Source organism: Bartonella sp. B1098 (assembly GCF_944896145.1).
In the GTDB taxonomy this organism is placed as follows: domain Bacteria; phylum Pseudomonadota; class Alphaproteobacteria; order Rhizobiales; family Rhizobiaceae; genus Bartonella.
The window spans coordinates 257,924-270,747 of the sequence record NZ_CALYLP010000003.1; the positions used below are offsets into that span (position 1 = coordinate 257,924).

At 39.8% G+C, this 12,824-nt stretch carries 9 protein-coding genes, 2 tRNA genes and 2 pseudogenes; 1 reads left to right on the forward strand and 12 read right to left on the reverse strand.

Going from position 1 to position 12,824, the window contains the following annotated elements; all coding sequences use genetic code 11:
* Window positions 1-595 precede the first annotated feature (595 nt).
* The 5 genes from NNJ85_RS05540 to NNJ85_RS05560 all read right to left on the reverse strand — a co-directional run bounded on the left by NNJ85_RS05540 (window position 596) and on the right by NNJ85_RS05560 (window position 6,586).
* A complete protein-coding gene (locus NNJ85_RS05540) occupies window positions 596-3,319 on the reverse strand; it encodes a valine--tRNA ligase (protein WP_254474288.1) in 2,724 nt (907 codons plus the stop codon).
* 136 nt (window positions 3,320-3,455) lie between these two features.
* Window positions 3,456-4,022, reverse strand: coding sequence for a DUF2497 domain-containing protein (locus tag NNJ85_RS05545; RefSeq protein WP_254474290.1), 567 nt, complete (start codon window positions 4,020-4,022; stop codon window positions 3,456-3,458).
* Between the two features lie 240 nt (window positions 4,023-4,262).
* Window positions 4,263-5,513, reverse strand: coding sequence for a TolC family outer membrane protein (locus NNJ85_RS05550; protein WP_254474880.1), 1,251 nt, complete (start codon window positions 5,511-5,513; stop codon window positions 4,263-4,265).
* A 109-nt stretch (window positions 5,514-5,622) separates the two neighbouring features.
* On the reverse strand, window positions 5,623-6,297 hold the full coding sequence (locus tag NNJ85_RS05555) for a protein-L-isoaspartate O-methyltransferase (RefSeq protein WP_254474292.1): 675 nt from the start codon (window positions 6,295-6,297) through the stop codon (window positions 5,623-5,625).
* A 215-nt stretch (window positions 6,298-6,512) separates the two neighbouring features.
* Window positions 6,513-6,586 (reverse strand) — tRNA-Cys (locus NNJ85_RS05560).
* Window positions 6,587-6,772: 186 nt separating this feature from the next.
* Between NNJ85_RS05560 and NNJ85_RS05565 the strand changes: the two genes are divergently transcribed.
* A tRNA-Asn gene (locus NNJ85_RS05565) sits at window positions 6,773-6,847 on the forward strand.
* 100 nt (window positions 6,848-6,947) lie between these two features.
* Here NNJ85_RS05565 and NNJ85_RS05570 read toward each other — a convergent pair.
* The 7 genes and pseudogenes from NNJ85_RS05570 to ilvA form a co-directional block, all read right to left on the reverse strand.
* Complete coding sequence (locus NNJ85_RS05570) at window positions 6,948-7,250, reverse strand: XRE family transcriptional regulator (RefSeq protein WP_254474881.1); 303 nt, start codon at window positions 7,248-7,250, stop codon at window positions 6,948-6,950.
* Window positions 7,251-7,426: 176 nt separating this feature from the next.
* Window positions 7,427-8,918: pseudogene (locus NNJ85_RS05575) on the reverse strand (replicative DNA helicase).
* Window positions 8,915-9,895, reverse strand: coding sequence for a phage late control D family protein (locus NNJ85_RS05580; RefSeq protein ID WP_254474882.1), 981 nt, complete (start codon window positions 9,893-9,895; stop codon window positions 8,915-8,917). Before NNJ85_RS05580 ends, NNJ85_RS05575 begins: the two are co-directional and overlap by 4 nt.
* Complete coding sequence (locus tag NNJ85_RS05585; RefSeq protein ID WP_254474883.1) at window positions 9,895-10,107, reverse strand: tail protein X; 213 nt, start codon at window positions 10,105-10,107, stop codon at window positions 9,895-9,897. Before NNJ85_RS05585 ends, NNJ85_RS05580 begins: the two co-directional genes overlap by 1 nt.
* Window positions 10,108-10,167: 60 nt before the next feature.
* A pseudogene (locus NNJ85_RS05590) lies at window positions 10,168-10,728 on the reverse strand (DEAD/DEAH box helicase); the annotation flags it as partial.
* A 248-nt stretch (window positions 10,729-10,976) separates the two neighbouring features.
* Window positions 10,977-11,507: a hypothetical protein gene (locus NNJ85_RS05595; RefSeq protein ID WP_254474294.1), complete on the reverse strand. Its 531-nt coding sequence runs from the start codon at window positions 11,505-11,507 to the stop codon at window positions 10,977-10,979.
* 35 nt (window positions 11,508-11,542) lie between these two features.
* Window positions 11,543-12,820 (reverse strand): threonine ammonia-lyase IlvA, encoded by a 1,278-nt coding sequence (gene ilvA / locus NNJ85_RS05600; RefSeq protein WP_254474296.1) that lies wholly within the window; start codon window positions 12,818-12,820, stop codon window positions 11,543-11,545.
* Window positions 12,821-12,824 lie beyond the last annotated feature (4 nt).

Consider the following 12,824-nt stretch of genomic DNA (forward strand, 5'->3'; position numbering starts at 1 on the left):
CCTCTTCTTCGTAAGAAATACGAGAGATTCTAAAGTAAAATTTTTAAAAGAAAAGACCAATAAATGAAAATTATCAAAAGTATTCAATAAAATTAAACATTTATTTTCATATACAATCAATTGATTTATAAAGATAAATCATCAATTTCAATTTGAATAACACCCTCCAATACAGGAATCTTCCTTCCCCCTTTTATATTGAAGTAATTAAAATCTCTTTTGCATAAGCGATAAGTGGTTTGCAAATGAGCTTAAAAGAGGATTTAAAACACCTCTTATGAACTGTCACAAGTGCCAAAGACTACTTTCGCGCAACACTAAACACTGACAAAGTGTGTAATAACACCGATCCATTACTTCACAAGCGTAAAAATGAGAAGACTCAATGGATCTCCTTTATACCATTTACGGATACCTGCGTGAAATGAGCTTTGGGTACCTTAAGAGATGTCTCTTTAATAATGAACACAAAAACGCTGGTTCCCTGTAGAGGTTTTATGATCGCATTCACGAAAGACGAAAAAAGAAAAAGCTTTCTTAAAAAAATGAATACCAGCCGTAACGTGATGAAATCATCCATCAAAAAAAGTGAGAATCAACCCAACCGCTCTAAAGCAATAGAGATCTTCTTTTGCGCAACACGCAGTTCTACAACCCTATTTTGTTCACTTTCAACAATTTCTGTTTTTGCATTTGCTATAAATTTGGGATTATTTAACTTAAGCGATATTTTTTCAATATCTTGTTCAATTTTACGGGCCTCCTTCCTCAAACGAACACGTTCAGCCTCCAAATCAATCAACTGTCCTAATGGCAAACAAAAAACAGCCTCTCCCAAAATCATTTGTGCCGATACTTCCGGAACCTTATCAGAGAAATCAATGACTTCAATACGCGCTAACTTTTTAAGAAGTGCATCATAACGCTGCACACGCTCTCGCGTTACTTCCCCTGCTTCGACAACGACAAGAGGTGCTCGTGTAGCGGCTGGAATATTCATTTCAAAACGTACAGACCGAATCCCTGTGACCACATCAATAAGCCAATTAATATCAGCAGCAGCCTCTTCATCGATCAATGTTGCCTCTGGCCATTTTGTCAATGCGAGCATATCTTCACGCTTGATCTCTTGTGTTTCCGTAAGAGACCACAATTCTTCTGTCATATGCGGCATAAAGGGATGAAGAAGTTTATAGACTTCATCTAACACCCAAGCAGTACAAGCTTGAGCTTCATTTTTAGCATCTTCACATTCCCCCTGAAAGATAGGTTTGAGAAGTTCTAAATACCAGTCACAAAATGTATTCCAAATGAACCGGTAAAGTGCAGCTGCCGATTCATTAAACTTATAGTGTTCAATACCCGTCGTCACTGCTGCAATTGTTTTAGAGAGTTCTGTTAAAATCCAACGATTAAGCGCCAGCTTTGCGTGTTCTGGTTTAAAAGCAGAATTATGCTTTACACCATTCATCTGTGCAAATCGGGTCGCATTCCACAATTTCGTAGCAAAATTACGATAACCAGCAATGCGTGAAGTATCAAGTTTTACATCACGCCCCTGCGCTGCCATAACAGCCAAAGTAAAACGAAGAGCATCAGCGCTATACTGATCAATAAGCTCTAAGGGATCAATAATATTTCCCTTTGATTTTGACATCTTTGCACCCTTTTGATCTCGGACAAGAGCGTGCACATAAACCGTTGGGAAAGGAACTTCACCCATAAAGTGAAGTCCCATCATCATCATACGAGCAACCCAGAAAAAAATAATGTCAAATCCTGTCACCGATAAAGATGTTGGATAAAAAGTAGATAATTCAGTTGTTTTATCTGGCCATCCTAATGTTGAAAAAGGCCAAAGAGCTGATGAAAACCAAGTATCTAAAACATCAGGATCGCGGGTTAATTCAACCACCACACCGTAATGAACAAAAGCCGAATCTAAAGCCTCTTTTTCACTTTTTTCAACAAAAACTGTCCCATCAGGGCCATACCAAGCAGGAATCTGATGTCCCCACCATAATTGGCGAGAAATGCACCAAGGCTGAATATTTTGCATCCAATTGAAGTAGGTCTTTTTCCAATTATCGGGAACAAACTGCGTTTTTCCTTGTTGAACAGCTTCTATCGCTGGCTTTGCTAACTCAGCAGCATGAACATACCATTGATCTGTCAAAAAAGGTTCAATAGGCACACCACTACGATCTCCATGAGGAACCATATGGGAATGTTCATCAACAGAAGCTAAATACCCTCGTTCTTCCATCAAAGAAATAATCTTCTGGCGCGCAACAAAACGATCGGATTTATCAAGATTTTCTACTAACATTTTTAATTCATCTGATAAAATCAAACCATTAAAAAACGCTTCATTCTCATGGAGAAAAATCTCGGCTTTTTGGGTAAAAATATTGATTAAGCGTAAATTATTACGCTGTCCTACTTCAAAGTCATTAAAATCATGAGCGGGTGTGATTTTTACCGCACCACTTCCAGCCTCAGGATCAGCATGCGCATCACCAACAATCAATAACTTACGACCAACAAGCGGCAAAAGAGCATTTTTACCAATAAGCTTTTTATAACGCTCATCTTCAGGATTAACAGCAATTCCTGTATCACCAAGCATTGTTTCTGGTCGTGTTGTCGCCACTATTATAAAAGTTGTCGCATCATTTGGATCAAAAATTTTACCCTCAAGTGGATATCTAAAATGCCACAAATGTCCTTGAACTTCTTTTTGCTCAACTTCGAGATCCGAAATAGCCGTTAACAACTTAGGGTCCCAATTGACGAGGCGCTTATCTCTATATATCAATCCTTGTTTATAAAGCGTGACAAAGACTTCAAGAACAGCCTGCGACAACCCCTCATCCATTGTAAAGCGTTCACGCGACCAATCACATGAAACGCCAAGGCGGCGCAATTGGTTTGAAATAATGCCTCCCGTTTCATGACGCCATTCCCAAATACGCTCAATAAACTTTTCTCTTCCCATTTCTTGACGCGTTGGCTCTTGACGTTCTACAAGTTGACGCTCTACAACCATTTGGGTAGCAATTCCAGCATGATCCATACCAGGCTGCCACAAAACATTCTTGCCACGCATCCGCTGAAATCTAACCATTATATCTTGAATTGTCGTATTGAGCGCATGCCCCATATGAAGTGAGCCTGTAACATTAGGCGGTGGAAGCATAACGCAAAAAGGTTCTGCACCACTTTTAGAACCCGCTCCCGCTTTAAAAGCTCCACGAGTCTCCCATCTCTTTGCAACCCGTTGCTCTATGGAAGCAGCATCATAGTTTTTTTCTAACATTCTATCCATCCATAACGCCGCTGAAAAACACAATATATGATCAAACCCCGATCAAAATCCCGCAAACCCCATCCCTCACTAGAGAGCCCGCACAACCTCAAACAAATTTTTCATAAAATAAAAAACATAAAAATAATTAAGACGATTTTTTTATCGCCTTCACAATCTCTTCACGTAAAATATCTTCCAGCAAAACAGGCAATTTAGACTGCAACCACTCTGCTATTGCCGGACGCAACACATCCTTTGCAATTTTTTCCGCAGAAGAAATACAATACGCAGATAATTCCACACGACCAGCCTTTCTAGTTTCTGATTGTGACTTCCTGATCTCATCTTCATATTCTTTTGCTTTATAAACAGAATTCCGTTCTTCAGAAGAAAGCTTCATCTTTTGCACATCCACACCAACTGTATGATTTTCTAACGCTGTATCCTCTTTCTCTTGTGCTATCCTTCTCTCTTGATTTTCAGTAGAAAGACCAATACGATCAGCTAAAGCTTTCATAGCATCATCAACCGATAAGGTGGTATCATAAAAACCCTCTGATGCAACTTCCAAACGATCTTCCGAAGCATTTACTGCAACATCTTCATTTAAAAAGTGATCAGATTGAACGGCATTTTCTTCGATTATTTCACGAATAGATGTCAAAATCTCATCCATACTTGGCTCACGTAACACGCTTGAACTCTGTACCATACTTTACAACCTCTCAACGACGCAAATAGAATCATATTTTCAGTGTATGCAAAAGAATCATAAGATCAACATGCCTCCCGTGATATTTTCAAATATGCTTGTCATAAAGAGGGCGCTACACACAACTTTCTGCATTTAAAAAGAACAACATCACCGCTCTATTTTTCATCATATCCAACGACTGATTAACTCATTTTTTAAAAATTAAAATGGTTTGAGATTAAAGAGCTACTTTTATCATTATCGGATATATTGACTTGTTTTTAAGCCGAGATAATTTGCTGTCAATTTACCAATAGACGATTGAACACTATAGCTTGCCACAACAGCGTTACGCTCTGCCATTGCAAGCGCAATTTGAGCATTAATCAATTGAGTACGAGAATTTAAAACATCTAATGTCGTTGCCTGCCCTACGCGATTTTCTTGAACACGACCTTTAAGAGCAATTTCAGCAGCACGAACACTTTCACGGTAAGCAATAACAGATGCGCGTGCACCTTCCAACTGGAACCAAGCAGAAGTAAGGGCTTGTCTCGTATTACTATGGGCCAGATCGAGTTGAAGCTGCGCCTGTCCAAGCTGTTCCTTCGATTGGCGAATCTGCGCAGACGTACGCCCCCCTTCAAAAATCGGAACACTCACAGACAACCCCATCGATTTAGAAACGCCATCCTCTCCAGCACCGCTGTAAATCCGATTATAAGAAGCTGTTGCAGAAAAATCAACTTTAGGGAGCAGTGCTCCTTCTTTCGCCTTCACATTGTAACCACTCGCATCAACTAGATATTGAGCATAAAGGATTGCTGGATGCATCACAACGCTCATTTGGTAAGCCGTATCAAGATTGACGGGAAAATCTGTAGCGATGGGTGGGCGTTTTAACTTTTCAGGATCAGAACCAATAATTTGTCGATACACGGCCTCTGCTGCTTTTACATCAGCACGAGCAAGACTTAGTTCTGAAACCGCCACGGAACGTGCCGCTTGAGCTTGAGCCAGATCAACACGCCCTCCCTCACCCACATCAAATTTTGCTTTATTGGAACGAACTTGCTCTTCAAGAGCTGCCAAATTTTCTCTCCGAAGATCGGCAACACGACGTGCTTGATAGACATTCGCATAAGCTGTCACAGTTTCCAGAAAGGTATTTTGTTCAGCATTACGAAGATACTCACGCTGCGCCTGGAGCTTAACTTGAGCTGAAGAAAACATATTTTGCGTGATAAAACCGTCAAATAATCTTTGATTTAATCTCACACCTATAGATCCAGAAGTGACATAAGGACCTGTAAAAGACTTATTCCGCCCATAGCTTCCAACCCCTTCAACTTGTGGTAAGAACCCTGATCGCGCGATGACAACGTCATCACTGGCTATACGGACAGCCGCCCGTTCACTATTCAACTTAGCATTGTGTTTATAAGCTTTCGAAAAGGCATCCATCAATGTTTCAGCACAAACAGTCTCTGAGAGTAAAAGACTCAACACCAGCAAAAAATACACCTGAAACTTCTTGTTTATTTTAAACACAATACACACAACAACATACCCCAAATAAATAACAGAATTATCTTTTATTTCACAAAACCTACAAGCATTAAAATACAAAACCAGGTGTTCTCAAAAAACAGGGAAGAGGCTTTACGGCGAGATTAAAAGCACGACGGGCTGAAATGATTCCATCTTCTTTTATATAGATTCGTGCTACAGCAGCATTTCCATCCCCTTCAACCACAACAAGACGTCCACTATCTTTCATTTGATCAAAGATACCCTGTGGAATAAAATCGACAGATCCCTCTATAAAAATCACATCATAAGGTCCCTCAGTAGCATACCCCTGCCCTAAGGGACCATGAATGACAACCACATTATCACATTGATGACGTTCTAAAGCTTCAAGAGCACGTTCAAAAAGAGACTGATTACTTTCCAACGCAATCACAGACCCTGCAAGTTTTGAAAGCAAGGCTGCACAATAGCCACTATTTGCACCAATATCTAAAACAACATCTGATGATTTTACAGCAGCAAGCTGTAACAATTTTGCGAGAGATGCAGGTTTCATCAAATAGCGTGCAGGAACCTCATCTCGCACTGGACATAAAACAATATCGGTATCAAGATAGCTTAATGCTTTCATATCTTCCGATACAAAGTCTTCACGGGATATCGTTAAAAACGCTTCAAGAACTGATAAATCCGTTACATCAACTGTACGAATTTGATTGTCAACCATTTTGCGACGAAGCTCAGCAAAATCTGCAACCATAACGACTATTTTCTCCTAACCTACAAAAAATAAACAAAATAGCAACAATGAGGGACTAAGCTCTCTTAAGCTATAGGTGTTACAAAAAAAAATACGACAGTCAACAACTCGATGCTAACAGGAGAGTCTGTCATACAAAAGTGTCTTTACAACTGTAGAGGGAAATAATCTCTTTTCTTATACCTCCCCTAAAAGCCGTTTCGTTTAAAACCGGCTGGAGGCCTCGCCCGGAATCGAACCGGGATACAAGGATTTGCAGTCCTCTGCGTAACCATTCCGCCACAAGGCCTCATCAACAAATATAAAGGCTTCAATAAGGGAAGGCAAAGCATCCGTCAAGGTGTAGAAATCTTCTCTCGCCTTTTTTCCTATTACTTACACAATTTATCATATTTTTTTTAAAAAAAGTAATTTTATCCTTTGCAAATCAGTATTGCTTTGCTATAGCCTCTTCAGCTGAATGGTTGAGCATCGTTCCCCGGTAGCTCAGCGGTAGAGCAACCGGCTGTTAACCGGTTGGTCGCTGGTTCGAATCCGGCCCGGGGAGCCATTTCTTTTTTTATCACATATAGTTTATTGTTTTTATTTATATTTTTAAACATGAGGGATAGCCAAATAAAGTTAAGGGAATAGGATTTTGTGACGTGCCTCTATAGGCCCCCTGCTTTTTTATCAAATTTCTCTAACAATTTTTTAAATTTTGTTAAGTCTTGTTGTGAAAAATTCTCTAAGTTTCTAACAAACATATCAACAATTTCACATCTGCACGTATCAGAAGGTTTTATTGTAAAACTCCTTCGACATGTATAGGCTTCTTTTCTTAAAAGTAATGCTTCCTTTTGATCTAAATCATATAATTCTATGATTTTGACTTCCATGCCAACCGGTACAGATTTCTTGCCAATCTCGACTGAAGATAAAAATGATACAGATACGTCTAATTTCTTAGCCATATCTAAGAAGCTGTAGCTTGTCAGCAGGTTTTGTACCAATTTATTTTCTTTCACATGATTTTTAAGGGGTTCTCAAAGGGGCTTCAAAGACCTTTCAAAGGGTGTTTTAAGATTCGTCATTGTTTATGAGAATCTATGGGATTTTGCTTCTCAATCATCGGATCATTATTTTGAGCTCAAGCGGATATTTCTGAAAAGTTGTCGTTATCCGTTAGGTCACTAAAGCATGTAAAGTCAGATTGGAAAGCCAGAGGGACGATTCCTGTTGGTCCATGACGTTGCTTGGCTATGATAACCTCCAGCTTTGCCCTTAACTTGCTCCATTGCTTCTTTCCATTTGTGATATTCAACACTGCCTTCTTTTTGTTCTTCATTTTTGAGATAATATTCTTCACGATAAACAAACAACACAATATCGGCATCTTGCTCGATTGAACCTGATTCACGTAAATCGGAGAGTTGTGGACGTTTATCTGTTCTATTTTCAACTTGTCGTGATAATTGCGAAAGCGCAATGATGGGAATATTGAGTTCCTTTGCAAGCGCTTTAAGACCCATAGTAATGGCCGTAATCTCTTGAACGCGGTTTTCAGAAGAACGCTTTGAACCGCTTGTCATCAGTTGAATATAATCAATGATCAAAACATCTAGACCATGTTGTCGTTTAAGACGCCTTGCACGCGCGGCTAGTTGCGCAAGAGATGCAGCTCCCGTTTGATCGATATAAAGAGGAATGGTTTGAAGAGAATGCGTCATATGAACAATGTTTATAAACTGATCATCAGAAAGATTACCCCGTCGAATATCAGAAGAAGAAACCTTTGTTTGTTCTGAGATAATACGGGTTGCAAGCTGTTCTGTTGACATTTCAAGGGAGAAGAAACCGACAATCCCCCCTTCACTGGCTTGGCTGTCATCATGACGCTTGCAAGCATTGGCAATATTAAAGGCAATATTGGTTGCAAGGGACGTTTTACCCATCCCAGGGCGCCCTGCTAGGATAATCAAATCAGATGGTTGCAACCCGCCCATTTTATCATCAAGAGTTTTTATATGGGTTGCCATGCCAGAAAGCTGTGAGGAACGCTTTTTTGCAGCACTTGCCATGTTAATGGCTTTTACAATAGCTCTATCAAAGTTTTCAAAACCAGCTCCATATTTGCCTTTCTCTGCCAATGCAAACAACTGATTTTCAATCGCTTCAATTTGTTGCGAAGGGGTAAGTTCTAAGGGAGAATCAAAAGAGCTATTTACAATTTGAGTGCCAAGGTTAATTAAAGAGCGCCGAATAAACAGATCATAAATAACCTGTCCGTAATCTTGAGTATTGATGATTGTGACAGCTTCTTTGGCTAAACGAACAACATACTGGTATACAGTGATATCTCCAATTTTCTCATCATTTGCAATAAAGGGTTTCATGGTAATCGGGTCTGCAACTTTTCCTTTTTGAACAATTTGTAAGATGATATCAAAAAGCCTTTGATGGAAGGCTTCAAAAAAATGTTCTGGTTTGAGAAAATCAGAAACGCTCTCAAGAGCATCATTATTGATCATGATTGCCCCGAGCAAAGCTTGTTCTGCTTCAATATTATGGGGAAGTTGCCGAAAAGAAGGGGCAAAATTGTCTCTTGGTTTTTCTGTTTCTAACACGTTTAATTTTCTCATGCCTCTTTCCCCTTATCTGGTGCCTCAAAGGTGATTTCTGTGATGTATCCGCTTTGCTTTTCATAGCGATGGGTCACGGTTGCAGCATGCCATGGGCCATTGATTTCGCCTCGAAACCCTTGAAGCAAAAGCGGTTGACCGGCCATGATTTCAGGGCGCCCCTCAAGGCTTAAAGAACCACTACCCATGGCTCGACAAAGCCTATCCGACTCAGAAGCAGCCGCAGCTTGTGCTTGCTGCTTACAAGGGTAGCACGTCCGCAGACGGCGAATGGGCCCCGTATACCCTGTGCGATGCGTAACAACGTGCTGTTGCCCTTTTGCGCGATCAAAATACCGTGCTTCTATCATGCCATATTGGGTGCGCGGCTCGAGACTAAATTCCCAATGGGAACACTCCTGTTGATGGATGGTCTGAAGCGGGAGATTGTCCCCGCTTAAAAATAAAAACTTATTGTCTTTGATCAAAAAACGCGCCTGCATCCGATCAGCAAGCCGGGTTAAAAAATCAATCGCCGATTGATCGGTGCGCACCACATAAGGCAAGGTTTGTTTGGTAAATTTGGGACTGACCTTTGCTTGATAACCATGACGTTTGGCAAGGGTCTCAACAATCTCAGCAATGGTTTTATGGTCAAAATGTTCACTGTCCCGTTCTTTGATCTCCGCACGCATGGAAGCGCTTTTGCCACAAAGGCGCAAAATCTCTCCATCACTGCCCCCACAACTGGTCACCGTCTCCACAACAAAACGCCCCATAAAGGCACGAATGCTGTCCTGATAACCAAAGGTGACTTGGAGTGCACTGTTACTGGAGGGGATCTCTAAATCATTGCCGCTATCATCAAATTCTGCCTCGAATGTATCGGCTTCATTACCCGCATTGTCTGTGATGGTTGCCGTTAAAAGACGTTGGTAAAAAACTTCATGAACAAGCTTATCCCCTACCCTTACCTCAATAAAGGGATGTGTGCGCATTAATCCCATAGCCGTTTGACCACGCTGTTTTTTTCTTGGGAAATAAATTCAGGCAAAAGAACCTTTAAGCCCCGCGGTAAAAAAGTATCATACCCCGCAATCTCTGGATTAGCCTCCAGCGTGGCTTCTAAATAACCCCTCAATGACCCAGCTTGCCTCCGGTCTCCTAAAACCGCTAGAGCATGGTGATAACAAATGAGGTCTAAACTCATATCCTCTAGTTCGACCAAAAGTGCTGTCTGACGCTCTTGATGCAAAAGCTTTGCAATTTACTTAACATCATGAATAAATCCCATATCCAACACACGATCTGCTTCATCCAATATCAAAAAACGAGATTGAGAAAGATCAACACACTTTTCACGAACAAGATCTCTCAAACGCCCTGGAGTGGCTATCAAAACATCCACACCTGATTCCATACGTTTAATTTGTTTTAAACGTGATACTCCTCCAAAAATAAGACACGTCGAAAGATGTGCTCCTCTCGCCACAGTACGAATTGCTTCATCAATCTGAACAGCAAGTTCACGCGTTGGTGCTAAAATCAAAGCGCGTGCAGTTTTAGGACAGCGTTTATCACCCAAAGTTAAAATTTGACTTAAAATAGGTAAGCCAAATGCCAAGGTTTTTCCAGAACCTGTCTGTGCAATCCCTAAAATATCGTGTCCTTTCAACATCACTGGAATAGCTTGTTCTTGTATAGGCTTAGGTTTACTCATCCCAGAAATACGTAAATTCTTAATCAAAAGAGTAGGCAAACCCAACTTTGTAAAAACATCTTCTTTTTTTATAGGCAAAATAAAAACTTCCCTCAGCTGAACAACTTTCACTCAATCACCAGCTGAACTCTCCACTCAAGAATCCGTGCAAGAGAAATCCCTGATATTTTAAACGAAGCAACACTTAAAAAGCGACCTGCGCAACCCATGAGCACCTTGGAATCAAGGTAAAGGTATATAATTTTCCCAACAGCTAACACACTAACTTAAATACCTTCATCTTTATTATCCTTGGATTATGATAAAAAGGCAAGGACTCTACGAAATACATTTATCGCGACAAAAAATATTTAAATCGTTTATTTCTTGATGATTGTCTCCATCGATAAATGTACCTTGATAAAATCAGGATAAATCTCGAGAAAAACTGGATTTTGTAAAGTTTTTTGACCACCATAAATTAAATACCATTGGGTTTCATCAAAAATCGCCAAAGTTTTATATTGAATAATGCGATCCTTCATCTCAAGGATCGTTGGAATTAAAGCATATAAAGTACCGTTATCTGTTTGAAGATACTCAATATTTTCTTTATCTAAACAATAAGCACCAGAAGGCAAATTCTCAAATTGCTTATACAACTGTTTAAGAAAATCACCACGTAAAGCATCCTCTGTTGTATTCAATCGGCGTGCCATCTCTTTATAAAGTCGCTCCGGCATATAATGAGATATAAGCGAAAAATCCCCACTTTTTATAGCATTATTGACATCAACAACTATTCCTGAAAGTTCAGTTTTTTGTAGTGCTGTTGGCTGAGATGCTAAACTCTGTTGATGAACAATCGAAAAGAAAAATAGACTCAGCACAAAATAAAAAATAGATCTCATTGTTACACTTCTCGTTTTAGTAAAATTTCAATTTCTCAAATAACAAAATCAAATAATGTTTGATCATCCGTAATATCACGATAGCGCCACCCTAACGCTTGAAATTTTTCCTCTAAGAGACGAAAATTGTTGTATTTTTTTGTTTCAATCGCAACCAATACAGAACCAAAATTTCTCGCTGACTTTTTAAGATACTCAAAGCGCACAATATCATCATCCGGTGATAATGTGGAAAGAAAATGACGCAATGCACCAGGATGTTGTGGAAAACTAAAGATAAAATATTTTCTCAAGCCTTCAAAACGTAAAGAACGCTCTTTAATCTCTGGCAAACGCTCAAAATCAAAATTACCTCCTGAAATAACAAGAATAATTTTTTTACCCTTTAACTCTTGAGGTGGAATACTGTTAAGCGCATCAATCGATAAAGCACCAGCAGGTTCAAGAACCACACCTTCTACATTAAGCATTTCAACCATCGTAGAACAAACGCGATTTTCAGGAACCGTAATGACAGAATCAGGAGAAAAATGCTTTAAAATTGTATAGTTTAGTGCACCAATTTCAGCCACAGCAGCCCCATCTACAAAAGTATCAATATTTTCCAGTTTGACCCTTTTTCCACTCTCCAAACAAGCAAGCAAGCTTGCAGCTCTTTGGGGCTCAACAAAACGAAGCTTTGTATTCCAACCATATTCGCGTAAGAACTTGCTTATCCCACTTGCCAAACCACCTCCCCCTACCGGCACAATCATTAAATCTGGTTCACTTTCTCCATTGAGTTTTTTCCATTGCAAAGCAGCTTCACAGAGCACTGTTGCTTGCCCTGTAATAATGCGAATATCATCAAACGGAGGAGCCATCACACCACCGTTCTCCACGACAAAAGATTGCGCAGCTTCATAACATTGATCAAATGTTTCACCAACCAAACGAATATCAATAAACTCTTCACCAAAAATACGTGTCTTCTCAATTTTCTGTTGTGGCGTTGTCATAGGCATAAAAATCACGCCTTTACGTTTAAAATAACGACAAACAAAAGAAACCCCTTGTGCGTGATTCCCTGCTGAAGCACACACAAATGCAGAATCTGACGATATACTGCTCAGCATTTCTGAAACAAAATTGAAAGCACCACGAATCTTATAAGACCGCACCGGTGTTAAATCTTCACGCTTCAAATAAATTTCTGCATCATATTTTTGGCTTAGAAAATCATTTCTTTGAAGGGGAGTTTCAGCAAACACGTGATGTAATCCCACCATAGCTTTTGTGACATCTTGAATAAATTTACTCATAACACTGATCATTTCA

Excerpts from the sequence above, each read along its gene's own strand:
- NNJ85_RS05540 (WP_254474288.1), bottom strand. The coding sequence starts at position 3,319 with ATGTTAGAAAAAAACTATGATGCTGCTTCCATAGAGCAACGGGTTGCA.
- NNJ85_RS05545 (WP_254474290.1), bottom strand. The coding sequence starts at position 4,022 with ATGGTACAGAGTTCAAGCGTGTTACGTGAGCCAAGTATGGATGAGATT.
- NNJ85_RS05555 (WP_254474292.1), bottom strand. The coding sequence starts at position 6,297 with ATGGTTGCAGATTTTGCTGAGCTTCGTCGCAAAATGGTTGACAATCAA.
- NNJ85_RS05570 (WP_254474881.1), bottom strand. The coding sequence starts at position 7,250 with ATGGCTAAGAAATTAGACGTATCTGTATCATTTTTATCTTCAGTCGAG.
- NNJ85_RS05580 (WP_254474882.1), bottom strand. The coding sequence starts at position 9,895 with ATGCGCACACATCCCTTTATTGAGGTAAGGGTAGGGGATAAGCTTGTT.
- NNJ85_RS05585 (WP_254474883.1), bottom strand. The coding sequence starts at position 10,107 with ATGAGTTTAGACCTCATTTGTTATCACCATGCTCTAGCGGTTTTAGGA.
- NNJ85_RS05595 (WP_254474294.1), bottom strand. The coding sequence starts at position 11,507 with ATGAGATCTATTTTTTATTTTGTGCTGAGTCTATTTTTCTTTTCGATT.
- ilvA (WP_254474296.1), bottom strand. The coding sequence starts at position 12,820 with ATGATCAGTGTTATGAGTAAATTTATTCAAGATGTCACAAAAGCTATG.